Below are 19,799 nucleotides of genomic sequence, written 5' to 3' on the forward strand. Positions count from 1 at the left end.
GGTGACTATGCCGTCCGTCTGGAAGACCTCGACGTGTCTGACGCTACCTGCGCCCGCCCTGACCTGACCACGTTCGCTCGTCTTGATGATCTCGGGCTCGAAGTGCTCGCGCAGCGGTTGGAGCCCGATCGGGCGATTCTCCGGTGCCGGGTTGTCGAGCCCGACAAATGGTGTCGTCGCTGCGGATGCCAGGGCGCGGCCAGGGACACGGTGGTCCGGCGGTTGGCGCACGAGCCGTTCGGGTGGCGGCCCACGGTTTTGAAGGTCAGCCTCCGCCGATACCGGTGCACCGGGTGCGGTCACGTGTGGCGCCAGGCACGTCTCGCGGGCCGCCGAGCCGCGGGCGAAGCTGTCGCGACGTGGCCTGTGGTGGGCGCTCGCCCGCGTCGCCGACGCTCTGGCGGTCTCGTGGAACACCGCCAACGACGCGGTCCTGGCCGAGGGCCGCCGGGTCCTGATCGACGATCCGCACCGCTTCGACGACGTGCAGGTCATCGGCGTGGACGAGCACGTCTGGCGGCACACCCGGCGTGGCGACAAGTACGTGACCGTGATCATCGACCTGACGCCGATCCGCGACGGCACCGGGCTGGCGCGGCTTCTAGACATGGTCGCCGGCCGCTCCAAACAGGCCTTCAAGGCCTGGCTCGCCGAACGGGACAAGTCGTGGCGCGACAATATCGAGGTCGTCGCGATGGACGGGTTCACCGGGTTCAAGACCGCCCCCGCCGAAGAGCTACCCGAGGCTGTGCCGGTGCTGAACCCCTTCCACGTCGTCCGTCTGGCAGGCGACGCCCTGGATCAGTGCCAGCGCCGGGTCCAGCAGGCCACCCACGGGCACCGAGGCCGCACCGACGATCCACTATATGCCGCGCGACGCACCCTGCACACCGGCGCCGACCTGCTCACCGAGACCCAGCAGCACCGGCTGACGGAGCTGTTCGCGGCCGACGCCCACGTCGAGGTCGAAGCCACCTGGGGCATCTACCAGCGGATGATCGCCGCCTACCGTGAGCCCGACCGAACCCGGGGCCGCGAGCTGATGAGGCAGTTGATCGAGTCGATCAGCCGAGGCGTCCCCAGCCCGTTCAGCGAGATCATCACGCTCGGCCGCACCCTGACCAAGCGCGCCGCCGACGTGCTCGCCTACTTCGACCGGCCCGGCACATCCAACGACCCCACCGAAGCGATCAACGGCCGCCTCCAACACCTCCGCGGCTCCGCCCTCGGGTTCCGCAACCTGACGGACTACATCGCCAGATCACTACTCGAGACTGGCGGCTTCCGACCCCAACTACACCCTCGATTGTGAAGAGCCAGATTTCGAGCACCGAAATGGGCGCGGTCAGGGCGAAGGACTGTCGTCTTCCGGTCACTCCCAGGCGCCGTAGGGATCGCGCAGGAGGCGGGCGAGTTTGCTGGCGAGCAGGCCGTGGCCGACCTCCGTGCCTTCGTGGATCCAGGCCGCCTGACCGAGGGTCGGCAGCAGTTCGTACTCGGCGTCGGTGAGAGGGCGAACGGAGTTGTAGCCGCCGATCACAGCCGCGCGGATGGCTTCGCCCTGCTGGTCGTCGGCCGCGCTGGTGTGGCGCAGGCAGTACGCGAGGTCGTAGGCGCGCCAGCCGAAGGCGCAGTGATCGAAATCGAAGACGTGGACCGCGCCGTCGTCGGTGAAGTGGACGTTCAGGGCCTGTGGATCGCCGTGGATGACGCCCCAGCCGCTCGGCCCAGGGTCGCCTGATCGAGCGAGTAGCGGCTGTGCTCGGTCACGAAAGCATCGGCGGCCGCATGGATCGACGCCAGCGCGGCCCCGAGTCGTTCGGCCTGCGGAAGGGTCAGCTCGTTCGCGCTGACGGGCCGTCCGGGGCACCAGGAGAACAGTGCGTAGTGACGGGTCCCGGTCCCGAGGGTGTCGCCGGAGCTCCGTTCGATCGGGTACGAGATCGGCGCGCGCCGCGCTCGCAGGTAGGTCAGCAGGTCGAGTTCGAACCGGAGATCACTCGTGCCTCGGATCCAGGACTTGCCTTCCCCGTAGACCCGGAACGCGAGGCTCGCACCAGCCGCCTCGATGCGGTAGGTGTCGTTGTGGCCGTTCGCGATCAGCTCGATCCGGGTCGGCTCGAGGCCGTAGTCGCCGGTGATCAACCGATGCACCTCCGCGGTGCTCAGCGCGTCGGTCCCGCGACGGAAGATCAGCGGGCGTCGCCCGCCTTCGCCCCGTCGTTCTCGTTCTCGGCGTCGTCCTTCTCGGCCTCGTCGTTCTCGGACCTGTCGGATTCCTCGTCGGCGGCACCGGCGGTCTCGTCCTCCGCCTTCACCGCGGCGGCGCCGTCGTCCTCGGACTGATCATCGGCGGCAGGCGGATCACCCTCGACGATCTCCTCGCGGCCGGGCCGGAACTTGAAGAGCAAGATCAAGACGATCACGGCGGCGACGAAGACGATCAACGAGGTGTAGTTGTTCAGCCGGAACCCGCCGACCTCGTTCACCGGGTCGATCCGGAGCGCCTCGATCCAGAACCGGCCGGCCGTGTAGAGGATGACGTACAGGGCGAACACCTTGCCGCGACCCAGCTTCAGCCGCCGATCCAACAAGATCAACACGGCGAACGCGCCGAGACACCAGAGCAGCTCGTAGAGGAAGGTCGGGTGGAACGTCTCGTACTGTTCGTAACCTGCGGGCCGGTATTGCGGATCGATCACCAGTCCCCACGGCAGGGTGGTGGGGGCGCCGAAGAGTTCCTGGTTGAACCAGTTGCCGAGCCGCCCGATCGCCTGTGCCACCAGGATCGCGGGCGCGACGGCGTCGGCCAGGGCGGCGAACTTGATCTTGCGCTTGCGGGCGACCAGCCAGGCACCCAGCGCACCGAGGGCGACGCCGCCCCAGATGCCGAGCCCGCCCTGCCAGATCTTCAGTGCGTCCAGCGGATCGCGGCCCGGGCCGAAGTAGAGCTGGTAGTCGGTGATCACGTGATAGAGCCGGGCGCCGACGATCCCGAACGGGACAGCCGCCGCGACCACCAGCTCCATCGAGTCCGGCCGGCCGCCGCGCTCCTTCCAGCGCCGGTTCGCGATGAGGTACGCGACGACGATGCCGATGATGATGCAGACGGCGTACGCGCGCAGTTCGAAGCCGAAGATGTTCACCGACGACGCGGGCGGGCTCGGAATGCTGAGCACCGTGAGTTCGGTCATCGGGCGGCCGCCGCCTTCTCGATCATGGCGACGAGCATCTCAGGTGTCGTCGTGTTCAGGTCAATCGGGTCGCCGTCGAGCGCGATGGTCGGGGTCTGCTGCACGCCGGCCCGGTCGGCGGCGACGGTGATCGAGTCCACCCAGGCCGCGTGCGCCCCGTTCTGGACGCAGTCGCCGAAGCTCGCCGGTACCTCGGCCGACGCCTTGCCGGCGAGGTCGGTCAGCTGGGCACTGCTCCAGTCCAGGTCGCGGTTGGCGAACAGACCGCGGTAGTACGCGGTACCGAAGCCGGCCTCGGCCGCGCAGGCGAAGCCGTTCGCGGCGGCCACCGAACCGGCGTCGTGGAACGACATCGGATAGACGTCGATCGCCAGCGACCCCTGCTGCACGGCCGCGAACAGGCCCGGCCCGTAATCCTGCTCGAACCCGGCGCAGCCCGGGCAGTGGAAGTCGACCCAGGCGGTCAGCACGTGCGGCGCGTCGGTATTGCCGAGCCGGACCGGCTTCCCGTCGCTCAACTGCACCGGCGCCAGCGTCTCGGCCCGCTCGGGTACGGCGCTCGGCATCCGGTTCACCCGCCACACCTGATAGCCGACCCCGGCGCCGACGACGAGGACGAGCAGCACGGCCGCGGCGATGATCAAGGTCCGCAGGTCCTTCCGCCGCTGGGCCCGCTGCCGCTCCTGCTCCGCCGCCTTGCCGGTCTTGCCGCCCGGCCGTTTCGCCGACGCGTTCACCGGCGGCCACCGATCAGCGACGTCTCACGATCGGCCTCATCGGCCGCCTCCTCCTCCGGCGTCGCCCGGTCGAAGCTGAACCGGCTCCGCGGCCGTACGATCAGCCAGCCGGCACAGACCAGCAGCCCGACCGTGCGGATCACCTCGATGCCGTACTGCTCCTGGCCCGGCGCCACCTCACCGCCACCGCCGAAGCAGCCACAGTCGACGCTCAACCCGCGCGCCGCCGCCGAGGCGACCGCGACGAGGAACAACACCATCAGCACGGCCGACACGATCGCCGCGACCCGGGTGACCGCGCCGGCGAGCAGCACCAATCCCAGCAGGATCGAGAAGAACGGGATCGTCCAGCCCACCGCGACCGCCACGCCGTCGGGCAGCAGCTGGTAGGCCCGCAGGACGGCCGCGGAATCGGCGAGGTTGACCATCTTGATGGCACCGGCGGCGATCAGCACCCCACCCAGCAGCCACCGGGCCAGCGTGGAGATCCACGAACTCACCGGATGCGCGGCTGCGTAGGGGTGCTGGAGACTCACTGAGGGACTAACCCGGCATCTCCCGCAATGGTTCCTGCCGTGTCCGACTTGTGACCCGGACTGTGAGCGCGGACACCCTCGGCCAGGTCCGCGACCAGACTGCGCAGCCCGGTCAGGTCGTCCGGCCAGCCCGCCTCGTCGGCCTCGATGAGCGTCGACACCAGCGCCGACCCGACCACGACCGCGTCGGCGTAGCCGCCGATGTCGGCGGCCTGGGCCCCGGTCGAGACACCGAGTCCGACGCCGACGAACGCCTTCGGCACGGCGGTACGGATCCGGCCGACCAGCTCCGGCGCCGCCGACGACACTGTCGCCCGGGCCCCGGTGACGCCCATCACGGCCGTCGCATAGACCCAGCCGCGGCACTCGTTCACGGTCCGGGCCAGGCGCTCGTCGGTCGACGACGGCGAGACCAGGAACACCTTGTCCAGCCCGCGCGCGTCCGCGACCTCGATCCACTCCGCGCCCTCGTCGGGAGTCAGGTCGGGCGTGATCAGCCCGGCCCCGCCGACCCCGGCCAGGTCCCGGGCGAACGCGTCGATGCCGTACCGGTCGACGAGGTTCCAGTACGTCATCACGACGGCCGGTGTCCCGGTCGACGTGACCGCCTCGACCGCCGCGAACACGTCCCGGGTCCGCACTCCGCGCTCCAGCGCGGCGGTCCCGGCCCGCTGCACGGTCACGCCGTCCATCACCGGATCGCTGTACGGGATGCCGACCTCGACCAGGTCCACGCCCGGCGAGTCACCCTCGCCGGTCAGCGCGCGCAGCGCCGCCAGCGACCCGGGCACGGACGGGAACCCGACCGGCAGGTAGCCGACCAGCGCCGCTCTACCGCTTTGCCGGATGTCCGCCAGCGCGGCTCCGGTGATCCCCTGCTCGAACGCCATGTCAGCCCAACTCCTTGCCCGCGTCGACGTCGAGCTTGAACCAGTCGATCGCGGTCGCCACGTCCTTGTCGCCGCGCCCGGACAGGCTGACCAGGATCAGCGGCGGTTCGCCGCCCTCACGGCGCAGCCGGCCGCCGAGCTTGAGCGCGCCGGCCAGCGCGTGCGCCGACTCGATCGCCGGCATGATGCCCTCGGTCCGCGACAGCAGGCCGAACGCGTCCATCGCCTCGGCGTCGGTGACCGCCTCGTAGGTCGCCCGGCCGGTGCTGGCCAGCCAGGAGTGTTCGGGCCCGACACCGGGATAGTCCAGCCCGGCCGAGATCGAGTGCGAGTCCTTGGTCTGGCCGTCCTCGTCCTGCAGCACGTACGTCCGCATCCCGTGCAGCACGCCGACCTCGCCGCCGGTGATCGCCGCCGCGTGCTTGCCGGTCTCGACGCCGTCGCCGCCCGCCTCGAACCCGTACAGCGCGACGCTCTCGTCGGGGATGAAGTCGGCGAAGATGCCGAGCGCGTTCGACCCGCCGCCGACGCACGCGGCGACGGCGTCCGGCAGCCGGCCGTAGCGGTCCAGCAGCTGCGCCCGGGCCTCGGTGCTGATCACCCGCTGGAACTCGCGGACGATCATCGGGAACGGGTGCGGGCCGGCCACCGACCCGATCAGGTAGTGGGTGCTGTCGACGGAGGCGACCCAGTCGCGCATCGCGTCGTTCATCGCATCCTTGAGCGTCCGGGTTCCCGACTTCACCGGCACCACGGTGGCGCCGAGCAGCTGCATCCGGGCCACGTTGAGCGCCTGCCGCTCGGTGTCCACCTCACCCATGTAGACCGTGCAGTCCAGGCCGAACAGCGCGGCGGCGGTGGCGGTGGCGACGCCGTGCTGGCCGGCGCCGGTCTCGGCGATCACCCGGGTCTTGCCCATCCGGCGGGTCAGCAGCGCCTGACCCAGCACGTTGTTGATCTTGTGCGAGCCGGTGTGGTTGAGATCCTCGCGCTTCAGCACGATCCGGGCCCCGGAGCCCTCGGCGAACCGCGGCACCTCGGTGATCGGGCTCGGGCGGCCGGTGTAGTCGGCGCGCAGCGCGGCCAGTTCGGCCACGAACTCCGGATCCGCGATCGCCTTCTCGAACTCGGCGTTCAGCTGGTCCAGCGCCGCGTACAGCGCCTCGGGGACGTACTTGCCGCCGAACGCGTCGAAGTGCCCGCGCTCGTCGGGCAACCGGCGGTCGGTCGCCCGGTTGGTTGAATTCGGCGTGGATGTGCTCGACACAGTAGGAAGCTTTCCTGGAAACGGACCCGGCCCGGAGCCGGGACACGGAAGATCATCGAATTGTTGTCTGATCAGGACTTGTAGAGCGCCGGGTGCGCACCGGCGGCGACCAGATCGGCCACACCGGCCCGCGGGTCGCGGCCGGTGACCAGCGCCTCGCCGACCAGCACCACGTCGGCACCGGCCCGGGCCAGCTCGATCACGTCGTGCGGGCCGCGGACCCCGGACTCGGCGATCCGGATGATCCCGCTCGGGATCGACGGCGCCAGCCGGGCGAACGTGCTCTGGTCGACCTCGAGGGTCTGCAGGTTCCGCGCGTTGACGCCGATGATCTTGGCGCCGGCGTCGACCGCACGCTTGATCTCGGTCGCCGTGTGCACCTCGACCAGCGGGGTCAGGCCGATCGACTCGGCCCGCTCGATCAGGCTGACCAGCTCGTTGTCGTCGAGCGCCGCCACGATCAGCAGGGCCAGGTCGGCACCGGCCGCGCGGGCCTCGAACAGCTGGTAGGCCGTGACGATGAAGTCCTTGCGGAGCACCGGGATGTCGACCGCGCAGCGGACCTTGACCAGGTCCTCCAGTGAGCCGCCGAACCGCCGCCGCTCGGTCAGCACCGAGATTGCCGCCGCGCCGCCGGCCTCGTACTCGCCGGCCAGGGCGGCCGGGTCCGCGATCTCGGCGAGCGCGCCCTTGCTCGGGCTGGAGCGCTTCACCTCGGCGATCACGGCCACGCCGGGCCCGGACAGCACCGGGCGTGGGTCGATGGCCGGGTTGGCTTGCTGGACCCGCTCCTTCAGCCGGTCCAGCGACACCTCCTGCTGGCGTACCTCAAGGTCGGCACGCACGCCGGCGATGATGTCGTCTAGTGCTCCCATGGCTGGCTCACCCGATCAGCTCGTACGGCCGGCTTCAGTCAGCGCCGAAGCCGAGTTTGCGCAGGATTTGGGTCACGATCAGGGCTACGACCAAGATCGCGACCCCGATCCAGAACAGCGGCCAGTTGGGTCCGAGGACCATGGCGATGCCGCCCACGATGAAGCCGATCATGCCGATCGTCACGCCGATCCAGGCAGCCGGGGTCCGGCCGTGGTGGACCTGCTTCGCCCGGGTCGGCGCGGAGTTCTCCTCCGCCACGTTCGATGTGTCAGTCATGGTTCCCTCGCCTCGCCATGTTTCCCCCATTGTGGACTCTGGTGCCTTCGATTGCACATCGGGGTCGTGAGCAGGGCCGCGACCCGCTCAGTTGTCCGTACGAGAGCGGTCCGGGTCCGCCCCCTCATCGGTCGGGTCGGCACCGGCGTCCATCGCCTTCCACAGGTCGATCGGCTCCGCGTCGGCCGTCGCGGCGCCGGACCGGCCCCGGCGAAACCGGTCGGCCCGGGTCGGCCAGGACGGCGCGGTGATCATGATCAGGATCGCGGCACCGAGCAGCAGCACGCCCGCGATCACGTACCCGATCGGCCAGGGGGTGCCGGTCAGCGCGAACTCCTGGCTCAGGCTGACCTGCTGCAGCTTGGCCCGGACGGCGCGGGTGTCCGGCTGGAACCGGAACCCGCCGACGACGATCACGGCGACCCCGACCAGCCCGAGCAGGACGGCCAGCACCTGCCGGCCCCGCCCGCGCAGGGTCAACGCCAGCAGGAAGCCGGCCAGCGCCACCGCGCCGAGCGCCTGGCTCAGCCCGGCCGTGGCGTCCGACCCGGTGAACACGACACCGGCATCGCTCCCCTGCGCTCGCCACCACGGCTGGCCGGAGATGATCAAGGCCAGCAGCCCGGCCAGCGCGACTCCGGCCAGCGCGAGAAACCTCGCCCGGCCCGGACTCAGCCCGGCCGCCTTGGTGATCTTGGTGTCGGATTCGACCATGATCAACTTCTGGCGGGCACCGGCTCGGCAAAGGACTCGGCGACGGAGATCGCCCGGATCACCGCGGCCGCCTTGTTCTGACTCTCCTGATCTTCACTGGCCGGCACCGAGTCGGCGACGATGCCGCCGCCCGCCTGCACGTACGCGACGCCGTCCTTGATCAACGCGGTCCGGATCGCGATCGCCGCGTCCGCGTCGCCGGCGAAGTCGAAGTAGCCGACCACGCCGCCGTACAGGGCGCGCCGGCTCACCTCCAGCTTGTCGATGATCTCCATCGCCCGGACCTTCGGCGCGCCGGAGAGGGTGCCGGCCGGGAACGCGGCCAGCACCACGTCGAGGGCGCTCCGGCCGTCGGCGATGGTGCCGGTGACGGTGGACTCCAGGTGCATGATGTGGCTGTACCGGCGCACCTCGGCGAACTCGATCACCTCCACCGTGCCCGGCTGGCAGACCCGGCCGAGATCGTTCCGGCCGAGATCGACCAGCATCACGTGCTCGGCCCGTTCCTTCGGGTCCGACTCCAGCTCCGCCTCGTACGCCGCGTCCTCGGCCGGTGTCGCGCCGCGCGGCTTGGAACCGGCGATCGGATGCGTGATCGCGGTGCCCTCCTTGACCGTGACCAGGGCCTCCGGCGAGCAGCCGACGATGTCGAAGCCGTCCATCCGGAGCAGATACATGTACGGGCTCGGGTTGGTCAGCCGGAGCACCCGGTAGATGTCCAGCGCGTCCGCCGAGGTCTCCACCTCGAACCGCTGGCTGACCACGATCTGGAACGCCTCGCCGGCCTTGATCTCCTCGATCGCTGCCCGTACCGCGTCCTGGTACTCGTCGGCGGTGCGCTGCCGCCGGATCGGCAGCTGGTGCTCCCGATCGGCGGCGACCACGGCCGACGGGGTGGGCCGGCGCAGCGCCTCGGTCATCGCGTCGACCCGGGCCACCGCGTCCGCGTACGCCTCGTCGACCCGCTCGTCGGTGGCGTCGTAGTTGATCGCGTTGGCGATCAGCCAGACCTCGCCGGTGTGCTGGTCGAGTACGGCCAGGTCGCTGGCCAGCAGGAACGCCAGCTCGGGGATCGCGAGGTCGCCCGGATTGGTGTCCGGCAGCACCTCGACCCGGCGGACCGCGTCGTAGCTGAGATAGCCGACCAGGCCCGACGTGAACGGCGGCAGCCCCTCGGCGCGCGGCGTGTGCAGCAGCCGGAGGGTCTCCTGGACCGCCTCGATCGGGTCGCCGCCGGTGGGCAGCCCGACCGGCGCGTGCCCGGTCCAGTGCGCCTCGCCGTCCTGCTCGGTCAGCGTCGCCGCCGTCTTGACGCCGATGAAGGAGTAGCGCGACCAGACACCCTGCTCGGCCGACTCCAGCAGGTAGCTGCCGGGCAGGCCGCGGCTCAGCTTGGCGTACAGACCGACCGCGGTCTCGGTGTCGGCCAGCAGCCGCCGGTAGACGCTGATCACCCGGCGGTCCTTGGCCTGGACCCGGAACTCCTCCAGCGTCGGCGTGATCGGCGCCGCGGTCCGTACCCCGTGATCACGCTCGAGCACGACGGCCGGCAGTTCGCGGTCGTCGAAGCAGGTGTGGGTGCCGGTGTGGCAGGCCGGGCCCTCCTGGTGGACCTTGATCAACAACGCGTCGCCGTCGCAGTCCAGCCGGACCTCGCGGACCCATTGCCGGTGCCCGCTGGTCTCGCCCTTGACCCAGTGCTGCTGCCGGCTCCGCGACCAGAAGGTGGACCGGCCGGTGGTCAACGTACGCCGCAGGGCCTCGTCGTCCATCCAGCCGAGCATCAGCACGTCGCCGGTGCTCTCCTCCTGGATGACCGCGGCGACCAGGCCGTCGGGGTCGCGTTTCAGCGCCGCAGCGATCTCCGCGGGCAGCGTTTCGGGGGTGGCGGTGGTCTCGGACACGGGTCCATTGTTGCGGTTGTCACCAGGGAGTCTCGCACCGGATAGCCGGGCCATCGTTCGGGTGTCCTAGCATTTCTGCACATGACCTTCGCGAAGACGGAACGCGCCGCGTTGTGTGACCTCTTCGACGAGGCCGGCCCGGACGCGCCGACCCTTTGCGAAGGCTGGTCCACGCACGATCTGGCCGCGCACCTGTGGATCCGGGAGACCGACCCGCTCGGCGCCCCCGGCATGCTGGCCAAGCCGCTGGCCGGGCTGACCGAACGGCGAATGGCCGAGACCAAGCAGCGCTGGGAGTACGGGGAGCTGGTGGACCGGCTCCGGCACGGGCCGGCCCGGTTCTCCGTGTTCGCGCTGCCCGGGGTCGACGACGCCGCGAACACGACCGAGTTCTTCATCCACCACGAGGACGTACGGCGAGCGGGCGCGGTCCCGCAGCCGCACCGGGAGCTGGACGCCGACGTCGAGGAGTGGATGTGGCGGCGGCTCAAACTGCTCGGCCGCGCCTTCTTCCGCCGGGCCCCGCTCGGCGTCGTGCTGGAACGGGCCGGCTCGGTCGGGGACGACGGCGAGCCGGAGACGATCCGGGCCAGCACCGGCGCCACGATCGTCACCGTCGTCGGCGTACCCAGCGAGCTGATGCTGTTCGCCAACGGCCGGACCGCGGCCGCCGAGGTCAAGCTGGTCGGCGAGCCGGCCGCGATCGACCTGCTCAACTCGACCGACCTGAGCGTCTGACATGGACCTGCAGACGCGGCCGCTGAGCCGCGCCGACCTGCCGGCCTGGGTCGAGTTGCTGGAGGTCTGCGCATTGGTCCACCGGACCGGCGAGCACTACGCGGTGGAGGACCTGGCCGAGGATCTCGAGACGCCCGGCCTCGACCTCGACCGGGACACGCTGGCGGTGCTCTGCGACGGCCGACTGGCCGGTTACGCGACGCTCGCCGTACGGGAGACGACGGAGCCGGTATTCCGGATCGGACTGGACGCCGCGGTGCACCCGGAACTGCGCGGCCGCGGTATCGGGACGACACTGCTCAGCTGGGCGATCCGTACCGCCGAGGCACGCCGTGCGGCGGCCGAGACGGAACTGCCGCTGAATCTGCGCACCGGGCTGCCGGAACTCGACCTGTACGGCGAACGGCTGCTGGCCCGGCACGGCTTCACCGCGGTGCGCTGGTTCACCGAGCTGACCTGGGATCTGGCCGAGAACCCGCCCGGGCCCGCGCCCGAGCTGCCGGGGCTGACCCTGCGGACGTACCGGGACGAGGACGAGGAGCCGCTGCGGCTGCTCCGCAACGCCACCTTCGCCGACCACTGGGGAGCCGGTCAGTGGACCGTCGAGCAGTGGCAGCACTACAAGACCCGCAGCCGCAGCTTCCGGCCGGACCTGACCTGGCTCGCTCTTGACGCCGACGGCACGCCGGTCGGGCTGGCGCTGACCCAGTACTTCGAGGCCGACACGGCGGCGACCGGGCATCGGGACGCCTGGATCGACACGGTCGGCACCGCCGCGAGCCACCGCAAGCGCGGCATCGCGTCGGCCCTGATCCGCCGGGTCGCCCGGACCGCCGCCGATCTCGGCTTCCGGACCGCGTCGCTCGGCGTCGACTCGGCCAGTCCGACCGGCGCCGACACGCTCTATCGCTCGCTCGGTTTCGAGGCGGTCCGCGGGTTCGTGAGCTACGACCGTTGAAGGTCGACCGCCGCGCCGGGCAGTAGACCTTTGGCGCGCTGCTCGATCGCGCGATGCAGGGTCCGGGTCGGCACGTCGAAGAGTTCCACGGTGACGGCCCGGCCCGCCTTGGCCTGCCGGTCTCGCCAGGTGCCGATCACCTCGCCGCCGCAGAGCACGACGCCCGGGTTCCGGATGGCCCGCCAGACCTTCGCCCGACGGTCCGGATCTGTGACCAGGAGCTTCCGCTCCGCCACTTCCAGGTACGGGTCGTAGGGCGGCACCAGGCTGACCGCCCGTTCGGGCGACTCGGGCAGCGCTGCGAGATCGTCGGCGTGGATCCAGACCCGCTGGCCGTCCACGCGGACCGGTTCCAGTTCGTCGGCGAGCAGGTTCCACCAGGCGCGGGCCGCCGCCGTACTCAGGCCGAGCCAGGTGCCGAGCGCGGCCGGGGTCGCTGAGCCGGCCAGGCTCAGATAGCGGCGCAGCAACTCGCGCCGGGCCTGTGTCGGATCGATCACCTCGATCGCGCTCTCGTACGGGTGCAGGCGGAAGGACCCGGCCGGGTCCGGGACGACGACCAGCCCGGCCTGCAGGGTGGCCTGGCGGAACAGGCCGTCGTTCACGTGGTGGGCCTTGCAGTACGCGCACCACGGCGAGAGGGCCGGGTCGAGCCGGGCCGTGACCGCACCGCTCAACTCGCCCTTGGTCTGCGGTTGGCCGTCGGCCGTGATCGCCCGCATCGCGTCGGCGGCCTCGGCGACCGCGGCCAGCGGGTCCGGGACCGCCAGGTCGCCGAAATTGCCCCGGGCCGGCTCGTCGGGCCGCTGCCAGCGCAGGGCGGCCACGAGCAGCGGCAGGTCGGTCCGGCGGTGCAGGTGGATCGCACTCCGTACCGAATAGGCGCGGATCAGACCCTCCTCGGCGTCGCCGGCCGGCTCGGTCCGAGCCCGCAGGGCCAAGGGCGCCGTGTCACCGACGGGATTGTCCCGCACCCCCACCCCGAGGACCGCGCAGTCGGCCGGTGCCGCGGCCGGCTCGGTGAGCTGATGAGCGCGGAGGCGGTGGGTCAGCAGGCGGTTCCGGTCCAGATCGGCGCTGATCATGAACCTCACGCTACGGCCCGATGCGCCGGTTCGTCAGCTGTGTCAGCCGCCCCGCAGGTCAGGTCACCCACTCCGCTTCGCTACCTAGAATACTAGCATTCTAGATCTCTAGCGAACCGAAGAGACGCAGACATGGACAGGCACTCCTCCGGCCCCGCCGACGAAGACCGTGCATGGCCACTCGACCCCCTGATGCACGTGGACCGGCCCGCCCAACTGCCGAGCGACGCCCTCCTCTTCCTTCTGGCCTGGTCCTTCCGGAGGCGGCGCCGCAGGGTCGTCCCCACCGAACCGCCGGCTGACCGGAATGGTCGTGACTGATCGCGCAGCAACGACCGTGGCGTGGTTTGGCCGTTCGGTGGAGACTGGCCCGATGATGTTGCCCCGCCGCCGCTTTCTCGGACTCGCGGCCGCGGCCGGCGTCGCCGGTTGTTCGCAGCCGGCGCCCGTGGAGCCATCCCCCAGCCCGGCCCCGTCTTCTGGCGGACCGTCGCCGCTGGTCGGGTCGAGGAGCCCGTCCGCAACGCCGACCCCGACGCCGAGTCCGACTCCCACCTCGACCGAACTCGGAGCGCCGAAAGCGACCGAGTTGATCACCGGGCTCACCTCGCCGTGGGGGCTGATCCCGCTCCGGGACGGCAGCTTCCTAGTCTCCGAGCGGGACACCCGGGAGATCAAGCAGATCGTCGGCAAGGAGGCCGCGGTCGTGGCCACGGTGGCCGAGGCCGAGCCGAACGTCGAGGGCGGACTGCTCGGCATCGCCGCCAGCGCCGACGAGCGCGTCGTCTTCGCCTACTTCACCACCGATTCCGACAACCGGGTGGCCCGGTTCAGCTGGGACGGCAACCAGCTCGGCCAGCCCGACGTGATCCTGCAGGGCATCCCGCACGGCGCCCGGCACGATGGCGGCCGGCTCCGGGTCGGCCCCGACGATCTGCTGTACGTCAGCACCGGCGAGACCGGCGAGCCCGACCTGGCCCAGGACCGTGACTCGCTGGCCGGGAAGATCCTCCGGATCACCCCCGACGGTGCGCCGGCGCCCGGGAACCCGTTCGACAGCGAGGTGTACAGCTACGGCCACCGCAACGTGCAGGGCCTCGCGTTCGACCCCGAGGGCTGGCTCTGGGCCAGCGAGTTCGGCGACCAGACCTGGGACGAGCTGAACCTGATCGAGGCCGGCGGCAACTACGGCTGGCCGCTGGTCGAGGGCGAGGGCGGCGGCAGTGACCTGATCGACCCGCAGGCGGTCTGGTCCACCGCGGAGGCGTCGCCGTCCGGGATGACGTACTGGAAGGGATCGCTCTATCTCGCCGCGTTGCGCGGCCAACGTCTCTGGGAGATCCCGCTGGACGGCGACCGGGCCGGCGAGCCGATCGCCCACTTCACCGAGGAGTACGGCCGGCTCCGCTCGGTCGAGGTCTCCGCCGACGGCGAGTCGCTGCTGATGCTCACCAACAACACCGACGGCCGGCTCGAACCGCGGGACGGAGACGACCGGCTGCTGCGGATCACCCGGTGACTGCGAGGATGGCGAGGTGACTTCGCGTACTCGGGCCCGGCTGTTCACCGTGATCGGCGTGCTGGCCCTCGTGGTCGGCCTGCTCTGGATCGGTCAGGGCGCGAACCTGATCGGCGGCAGCTCGATGACCGGCCAGCCGATGTGGTTGATCATCGGGCTCGTGGTCGCCGCCGGCGGCGCGGTGCTGTTGATCTTGGCGGCCCGAGCCGGCCGGGACCCGAACGGCCCGCCCGGACAGCACTGATGGGTGATCAGCACTGATGAGCGATCAGCGGATCGACGTCCTGCGCGTCGAACGGCGGCACTGGACCTGGCTGATCGCCCTGCTCCTGGTCGGCGGTGTCGCCATCGGTGCGCTCGGGTTCCTGGTCCAGCCGGGCGTCTCGCCGTTCACCCTGATCGGAATGATCTTGAGTGTTGCCTCGCTGACCCTCTACATCGGCGAAGCCAAGCCGACCCCGGTGATCACGGCGGGCCCGGGCGGCATTGCTCAGGGTCGGCAGGCCCTCATCCCCTGGGAACGCGTCCGCACGGTGCTGATCAAGGAGTTCGCGGAACCCGACGGCCCGGCGACGACGCTGATCCTGCTCAGCACCCCGGTGGCCGGCGACGACCCGATCCGGACGGCAGCTTCGGACGGTACGGACCCGAGAATGACCGGGCAGTTCCGCTTGCCCGACGTGATCAGCGACTTCCCGGTCGAGCGCCTCGCCAATCCGCTCCGCCGCTTCCGCCCCGACCTCGACGTGATCGACCTGCGCCCTTGAGCGATGTCGTTAAACCTCCACAGGTGAAGCGCTAGGGCCGATTTCAACGTTGAACCATCCGACCTGAGGAGGTTTCGCGACACGCACCCCCTCGACTCGACCGGGTCGACCTTTCCAGTCGCAGACTCCGGTTCGCCAGGCACGGCGCTCGACGGAATCGGCCCCGCCACGCCCGCGCCCTCAGCCGCGAATGTTCCACGCATCCGCAACCGTTGCAGCAGTCGCGGACGCGAGCAACGGTCGCGAGCCCGAGAAGAGAGCGCCCAACCCCGGTGCACGGCAGCCCGGCCCGCCGCAGCCGACCCCGGTACCACGGCAGCCCGGCCCGCCGCAGCCGACCCCGGTACCACGGCAGCCCGGCCCGCAAGCAGCCGACCCCGCCGCCCGCCAGCCGATCCAGCAGCCGACCCCGCCGCCCGCGGCGCCCCGCGCTCGACCCCAGTCACAGCCGCGACCGTTCCGCTCATCCGCGACCGATGCAACAGTCGCGGATCGGACAAGCGGTCGCGGATCCGATCAAGGAGCCGCGCGGAAGCGGCCAGGGAGGCCCCGCTCTACCGCGGCTCAGCACCGCGCGCCCAACCTCCCCACCACCCACCGCCTCGCCGACCGAACACCCGCACCGCGTCCCAGCCGCGACCGTTCCACGCACCCGCGACCGCTGCAACAGTCGCGGATCGGACAAACGGTCGCGGTTGGAGCAGCGGGTCGAGGGTCGGGTTTGAGTGCGCGCGCAGCGGGCCCTCCCCAGCCGCGACCGTTCCTCCTGTCCGCGACCGATGCAACCGTCGCGGACGCGTGCAACGGTCGCGGCTGTCGGAGGGGCGGGCCGCCGGCGCGGCGGCCAGCGACGCGGCTGGGCCACCGGCGTGGCCGGGCGCCTGGGGTGGTGCCGGGTCAGCCGAGCTTCTCCAAGATCAACTCGCGGACGCGGCCGGCGTCGGCCTGGCCGCGCATCTCCTTCATCACCGCGCCGATCAGGGCTCCGGCGGCCTGCACCTTGCCGGACTTGATCTTGTCGGCGACGTCGGGATTGGCCTGGATCGCGGCGTCGACAGCGGCGCCCAGGGCACCCTCGTCGGACACCACGGCGAGCCCGCGGGCCTTGACCACGTCGGCCGGCGAGCCCTCACCGGCGAAGACGCCGTCGAAGACCTGCCGGGCCAGCTTGTCGTTGATCGTCTTGTCGTCGACCAGGGCCTGGATCTCGGCCACCTGCTCCGGGCTGATGCCGGCGTCGGCGAGCTCGACGCCGGTCTCGTTGGCACGCCGGGCGACCTCACTGAGCCACCACTTCCGGGCGGCCTGCGGTGTCGTGCCGGCCGCGACCGTACGGTCGATCAGGTCCACCGCGCCGGCCGCGACGACGTCGCGCAACTCCAACTCGGTGAAGCCCCACTCGGCGCTGACCCGCTTCAGCCGGGCCACGGGCGGCTCGGGCAGGGTGGCCCGCAGCTCCTCCACCCAGGCGGCGTCCGGTGCGACGGGCACCAGGTCCGGCTCGGGGAAGTAGCGGTAGTCCTCCGCGGTCTCCTTGCTCCGGCCCGGCGTGGTCTCGCCGGTGTCCTCGTGCCAGTGCCGGGTCTCCTGGGTGATCGTTCCGCCGCCGGTCAGCACGGCGGCCTGCCGGGTGATCTCGTACCGGATCGACCGCTCGACGCTGCGCAGCGAGTTCACGTTCTTGGTCTCGGTCCGGGTCCCGAACTCGGCGTCCGGCGACGGCCGCAGGGAAACGTTGGCGTCGCAGCGCAGCGAGCCCTGCTCCATCCGGACGTCGGACACGTCCAGCGCCCGGAGCAGGTCGCGCAGCATCGTCACGTACGCGCGCGCCACCTCGGGCGCCTTCGCGCCGGTCCCCTCGATCGGCTTGGTGACGATCTCGATCAACGGCACGCCGGACCGGTTGTAGTCCAGCAGCGAGTAGGCGGCGCCGTGGATCCGGCCGGTCGCGCCGCCGACGTGCAGCGACTTCCCGGTGTCCTCCTCCATGTGCGCCCGCTCGATGCCGATCCGGTACGTCTCGCCGTCGACCTCCACCTCGGTCCAGCCGTCGAACGCGATCGGCTCGTCGTACTGGGAGATCTGGTAGTTCTTCGGCATGTCCGGATAGAAGTAGTTCTTCCGGGCGAACCGGCACCACGGCGCGATCGAACAGTTCAGCGCCAACCCGATCCGGATCGCCGACTCGACCGCCCGCGCGTTGACCACCGGCAGCGAGCCGGGCAGGCCGAGGCAGGTCGGGCAGGTCTGCGTGTTGGGCGGCGCGCCGAACTCGGTCGAGCAGCCGCAGAACATCTTCGAGGCCGTGTTGAGTTCGACGTGCACCTCGAGCCCCAGTACGGGATCGAAGTTCGCCAGGGCCTCCTCGTACGGCAGGACCGTCATCGTGCCGCCACCTCCAGTTCCGGAATCCGGTCGAGCAACGGGCCGCCCCAGTCCTTGATCAACGCGCGCTCGAGCGCGGCCCCGACCCGATACAAACGATCATCGGCCAGCGGTGGCGCCATCACCTGCAGGCCCACCGGCAGGCCGTCCTCCGGCGCCAGCCCGATCGGGAACGAGGCGCTGGCGTTGCCGGCCAGGCTGGACGGGATGGTGCACAGATCGTTGGCGTACATGGCGAGCGGGTCCTCGATCTTCTCGCCGATCTTGAACGCGGTCACCGGAGTGGCCGGCGAGACCAGCGCGTCGACCTGCTCGAACGCGGCCTCGAAGTCGCGGATGATCATGGTCCGGACCTTCTGCGCCTGGCCGTAGTAGGCGTCGTAGTAGCCGGCCGACAGGGCGTAGGTGCCGATGATGATCCGGCGCTTCACCTCCGCACCGAAGCCGGCCTCGCGGGTCGCCGCCATCACCTGTTCGGCCGAGAACGCGCCGTCGTCGCCGACCCGCAAGCCGAACCGCATCGCGTCGAACTTGGCCAGGTTGGAGCTGCACTCGCTGGGCATGATCAAGTAGTAGGCGGCCAGGCCGTACTGGAAGTGCGGGCAGGACACCTCGACGATCTCCGCACCAAGATCAGCGAGCTTGGTCACCGCCTCGTCGAACCGCTGCATCACACCCGGCGCATAGCCCTCGCCGCGCAGGTCGGTGATCACGCCGATCTTCATGCCCTTGACGTCGCCGGACCGGGCCGCCTCGACCACCGGCGGGACCGGGGCGTCGATCGAGGTGGAGTCGCGCGGGTCGTGCCCGGCGATCACCTGGTGCAGCAGGGCCGCGTCCTCGACGTTGCGGGCGCACGGGCCGGGCTGGTCGAGGCTCGAGGCCAGCGCGACGAGACCGTACCGGGAGCTCGCGCCGTAGGTCGGCTTGATGCCCACGGTGCCGGTCACCGAGGCCGGTTGGCGGATCGAGCCGCCGGTGTCGGTGCCGATCGCCAGCGGAGCCTCGTACGCGGCCAGGGCGGCGGCCGAACCGCCGCCGGAACCGCCGGGGATCCGGTCCAGGTCCCACGGGTTGCGGGTCGGTCCGTAGGCCGAGTTCTCGGTCGACGAGCCCATCGCGAACTCGTCCATGTTGGTCTTGCCGAGGATTACCACGTCGGCGTCCAGCAGCCGCTGGGTGATCGTGGCGTTGTACGGCGGCAGCCAGCCCTCCAGCACCTTGGAACCGCAGGTGGTCGGCGCGCCGACATACGTGAGCACGTCCTTGAGCGCCAACGGCACGCCGGCCAGCGGACCGACCGCCTCACCGGCGGCGACCTTGGCGTCCACCCCGGCAGCCTGCTGCAGAGCCCGCTCGCCGTCCACGTGCAGGAAGGCGCCGACCCGTTCGTCGACGGCCGCGACCCGGTCCAGATGGGCCTGGGTGACCTCGACCGCGCTGACCTCCCGGTTGGCGATCTTGCCCGCCAGCTCCGCCGCGGTGGCGGTGATCAGGTCGCTCATCACGCCTCCTCGTCGAGGATCCGGGGCACCCGGAACCGGTCCTGCTCGGCGGCCGGGGCACCGGCCAGCACCTGATCCACCGGCAGCGACTGCTGCACCTCGTCCGGCCGGAACACGTTGGTCAGCGGCAGCGCGTGCGAGGTCGGCGGTACGTCCTCGGCCGCGACCTCGGACACCCGCGCCACGGACTCCAAGATCACGTCCAGCTGCGGGGCCAGGTGCTGCTGCTCGTCCGGGGTCAGGTCGATCCTGGCCAGCCGGGCCAGGGCGGCAACGTCGTCGGCGGTCAGTGCCACGTCTCTCCTCGTCGGGTGGTGCTTCTTCGAGTTCCGGGCCAATCCTAGGGACGCGGCGCCGGAACCTCAGAACCGGCGCCCCGAACCGCGTGCACAGCCGCCGGACACGCACCTCACAGACGAGGCTCGAAGTTGAGGACGACGCGAGTGCA

19 protein-coding genes and 3 pseudogenes are annotated in these 19,799 nt (G+C 70.9%); 6 read left to right on the plus strand and 16 right to left on the minus strand.

What is annotated here, in order from left to right; translation table 11 throughout:
- The first annotated feature begins 33 nt into the window (after window positions 1-33).
- Window positions 34-1,312: pseudogene (locus tag BKA15_RS02625) on the plus strand (ISL3 family transposase).
- A 60-nt stretch (window positions 1,313-1,372) separates the two neighbouring features.
- Here the strand turns inward: BKA15_RS02625 and BKA15_RS35210 are convergent.
- The 12 genes and pseudogenes from BKA15_RS35210 to hisI all read right to left on the minus strand — a co-directional run.
- Entirely contained in the window at window positions 1,373-1,540 is a 168-nt protein-coding gene (locus BKA15_RS35210; RefSeq protein WP_246322243.1) for a hypothetical protein, read from the minus strand.
- Between the two features lie 27 nt (window positions 1,541-1,567).
- Window positions 1,568-2,154, minus strand: a pseudogene (locus BKA15_RS35215) (phosphotransferase enzyme family protein); the annotation flags it as partial.
- A 38-nt stretch (window positions 2,155-2,192) separates the two neighbouring features.
- Window positions 2,193-3,194, minus strand: a complete 1,002-nt coding sequence (lgt, locus tag BKA15_RS02635; protein WP_179747966.1) for a prolipoprotein diacylglyceryl transferase — start codon at window positions 3,192-3,194, stop codon at window positions 2,193-2,195.
- Complete coding sequence (locus BKA15_RS02640; protein ID WP_179747967.1) at window positions 3,191-3,931, minus strand: DsbA family protein; 741 nt, start codon at window positions 3,929-3,931, stop codon at window positions 3,191-3,193. Before BKA15_RS02640 ends, lgt begins: the two co-directional genes overlap by 4 nt.
- Window positions 3,928-4,431, minus strand: a complete 504-nt coding sequence (locus tag BKA15_RS02645; protein WP_179747968.1) for a MauE/DoxX family redox-associated membrane protein — start codon at window positions 4,429-4,431, stop codon at window positions 3,928-3,930. The genes BKA15_RS02640 and BKA15_RS02645 overlap by 4 nt, the downstream gene beginning before the upstream one ends.
- 32 nt (window positions 4,432-4,463) lie before the next feature.
- A complete protein-coding gene (gene trpA / locus BKA15_RS02650) occupies window positions 4,464-5,339 on the minus strand; it encodes a tryptophan synthase subunit alpha (protein WP_179758188.1) in 876 nt (291 codons plus the stop codon).
- Window positions 5,340-5,358: 19 nt separating this feature from the next.
- Window positions 5,359-6,624: a tryptophan synthase subunit beta gene (gene trpB, locus BKA15_RS02655; RefSeq protein WP_179747969.1), complete on the minus strand. Its 1,266-nt coding sequence runs from the start codon at window positions 6,622-6,624 to the stop codon at window positions 5,359-5,361.
- Between the two features lie 71 nt (window positions 6,625-6,695).
- Window positions 6,696-7,499: an indole-3-glycerol phosphate synthase TrpC gene (gene trpC, locus BKA15_RS02660; RefSeq protein WP_179747970.1), complete on the minus strand. Its 804-nt coding sequence runs from the start codon at window positions 7,497-7,499 to the stop codon at window positions 6,696-6,698.
- Between the two features lie 34 nt (window positions 7,500-7,533).
- Window positions 7,534-7,776 carry an HGxxPAAW family protein gene (locus BKA15_RS02665; RefSeq protein WP_179747971.1) on the minus strand — a complete coding sequence of 81 codons (243 nt, stop codon included), beginning with the start codon at window positions 7,774-7,776 and terminating at the stop codon, window positions 7,534-7,536.
- An 87-nt stretch (window positions 7,777-7,863) separates the two neighbouring features.
- Window positions 7,864-8,490 (minus strand): Trp biosynthesis-associated membrane protein, encoded by a 627-nt coding sequence (locus BKA15_RS02670; RefSeq protein ID WP_179747972.1) that lies wholly within the window; start codon window positions 8,488-8,490, stop codon window positions 7,864-7,866.
- 2 nt (window positions 8,491-8,492) lie between these two features.
- A complete protein-coding gene (locus tag BKA15_RS02675; protein ID WP_312879664.1) occupies window positions 8,493-10,031 on the minus strand; it encodes an anthranilate synthase component I in 1,539 nt (512 codons plus the stop codon).
- A 21-nt stretch (window positions 10,032-10,052) separates the two neighbouring features.
- Window positions 10,053-10,448: pseudogene (hisI, locus tag BKA15_RS34735) on the minus strand (phosphoribosyl-AMP cyclohydrolase); the annotation flags it as partial.
- A gap of 27 nt (window positions 10,449-10,475) precedes the next feature.
- On the opposite strand from hisI, the gene BKA15_RS02680 reads away from it, so the two are divergent.
- Window positions 10,476-11,132: a TIGR03085 family metal-binding protein gene (locus BKA15_RS02680; RefSeq protein ID WP_179747974.1), complete on the plus strand. Its 657-nt coding sequence runs from the start codon at window positions 10,476-10,478 to the stop codon at window positions 11,130-11,132.
- Window position 11,133: 1 nt separating this feature from the next.
- Complete coding sequence (locus BKA15_RS02685) at window positions 11,134-12,090, plus strand: GNAT family N-acetyltransferase (RefSeq protein ID WP_179747975.1); 957 nt, start codon at window positions 11,134-11,136, stop codon at window positions 12,088-12,090.
- Here BKA15_RS02685 and BKA15_RS02690 read toward each other — a convergent pair.
- Window positions 12,078-13,175 (minus strand): winged helix DNA-binding domain-containing protein, encoded by a 1,098-nt coding sequence (locus tag BKA15_RS02690; protein ID WP_179747976.1) that lies wholly within the window; start codon window positions 13,173-13,175, stop codon window positions 12,078-12,080. The two genes, BKA15_RS02685 and BKA15_RS02690, sit on opposite strands and share 13 nt — an antisense overlap.
- 373 nt (window positions 13,176-13,548) lie before the next feature.
- On the opposite strand from BKA15_RS02690, the gene BKA15_RS02695 reads away from it, so the two are divergent.
- From BKA15_RS02695 to BKA15_RS02705, 3 genes are read left to right on the plus strand one after another with little or no spacing between them, the layout of a single operon-like run.
- The gene (locus tag BKA15_RS02695) at window positions 13,549-14,694 is read left to right on the plus strand and encodes a PQQ-dependent sugar dehydrogenase (RefSeq protein ID WP_246322245.1); all 1,146 of its coding nucleotides are present in this window, start codon (window positions 13,549-13,551) and stop codon (window positions 14,692-14,694) included.
- A 16-nt stretch (window positions 14,695-14,710) separates the two neighbouring features.
- The gene (locus BKA15_RS02700) at window positions 14,711-14,938 is read left to right on the plus strand and encodes a hypothetical protein (protein WP_246323484.1); all 228 of its coding nucleotides are present in this window, start codon (window positions 14,711-14,713) and stop codon (window positions 14,936-14,938) included.
- A 16-nt stretch (window positions 14,939-14,954) separates the two neighbouring features.
- Window positions 14,955-15,461, plus strand: coding sequence for a hypothetical protein (locus BKA15_RS02705; RefSeq protein WP_179747978.1), 507 nt, complete (start codon window positions 14,955-14,957; stop codon window positions 15,459-15,461).
- Between the two features lie 897 nt (window positions 15,462-16,358).
- Here BKA15_RS02705 and gatB read toward each other — a convergent pair.
- Genes gatB through gatC form a run of 3 tightly spaced genes read right to left on the minus strand, consistent with a single transcriptional unit; the run spans window position 16,359 to window position 19,647 of the window.
- Window positions 16,359-17,846 carry an Asp-tRNA(Asn)/Glu-tRNA(Gln) amidotransferase subunit GatB gene (gatB, locus tag BKA15_RS02710; protein WP_179747979.1) on the minus strand — a complete coding sequence of 496 codons (1,488 nt, stop codon included), beginning with the start codon at window positions 17,844-17,846 and terminating at the stop codon, window positions 16,359-16,361.
- On the minus strand, window positions 17,843-19,351 hold the full coding sequence (gatA, locus tag BKA15_RS02715) for an Asp-tRNA(Asn)/Glu-tRNA(Gln) amidotransferase subunit GatA (protein ID WP_179747980.1): 1,509 nt from the start codon (window positions 19,349-19,351) through the stop codon (window positions 17,843-17,845). The genes gatB and gatA overlap by 4 nt, the downstream gene beginning before the upstream one ends.
- Complete coding sequence (gene gatC / locus BKA15_RS02720) at window positions 19,351-19,647, minus strand: Asp-tRNA(Asn)/Glu-tRNA(Gln) amidotransferase subunit GatC (RefSeq protein WP_179747981.1); 297 nt, start codon at window positions 19,645-19,647, stop codon at window positions 19,351-19,353. The genes gatA and gatC overlap by 1 nt, the downstream gene beginning before the upstream one ends.
- Window positions 19,648-19,799 lie beyond the last annotated feature (152 nt).

Origin of the sequence: Microlunatus parietis, assembly GCF_013407955.1 — a bacterium.
GTDB lineage: Bacteria > Actinomycetota > Actinomycetes > Propionibacteriales > Propionibacteriaceae > Microlunatus > Microlunatus parietis.

Excerpts from the sequence above, each read along its gene's own strand:
- BKA15_RS02705 (WP_179747978.1), top strand. The coding sequence starts at position 14,955 with ATGAGCGATCAGCGGATCGACGTCCTGCGCGTCGAACGGCGGCACTGG.
- BKA15_RS02665 (WP_179747971.1), bottom strand. The coding sequence starts at position 7,776 with ATGACTGACACATCGAACGTGGCGGAGGAGAACTCCGCGCCGACCCGG.
- BKA15_RS02685 (WP_179747975.1), top strand. The coding sequence starts at position 11,134 with ATGGACCTGCAGACGCGGCCGCTGAGCCGCGCCGACCTGCCGGCCTGG.
- trpC (WP_179747970.1), bottom strand. The coding sequence starts at position 7,499 with ATGGGAGCACTAGACGACATCATCGCCGGCGTGCGTGCCGACCTTGAG.
- lgt (WP_179747966.1), bottom strand. The coding sequence starts at position 3,194 with ATGACCGAACTCACGGTGCTCAGCATTCCGAGCCCGCCCGCGTCGTCG.
- BKA15_RS02690 (WP_179747976.1), bottom strand. The coding sequence starts at position 13,175 with ATGATCAGCGCCGATCTGGACCGGAACCGCCTGCTGACCCACCGCCTC.
- BKA15_RS02680 (WP_179747974.1), top strand. The coding sequence starts at position 10,476 with ATGACCTTCGCGAAGACGGAACGCGCCGCGTTGTGTGACCTCTTCGAC.
- BKA15_RS02695 (WP_246322245.1), top strand. The coding sequence starts at position 13,549 with ATGATGTTGCCCCGCCGCCGCTTTCTCGGACTCGCGGCCGCGGCCGGC.
- gatB (WP_179747979.1), bottom strand. The coding sequence starts at position 17,846 with ATGACGGTCCTGCCGTACGAGGAGGCCCTGGCGAACTTCGATCCCGTA.
- BKA15_RS02670 (WP_179747972.1), bottom strand. The coding sequence starts at position 8,490 with ATGGTCGAATCCGACACCAAGATCACCAAGGCGGCCGGGCTGAGTCCG.
- gatA (WP_179747980.1), bottom strand. The coding sequence starts at position 19,351 with ATGAGCGACCTGATCACCGCCACCGCGGCGGAGCTGGCGGGCAAGATC.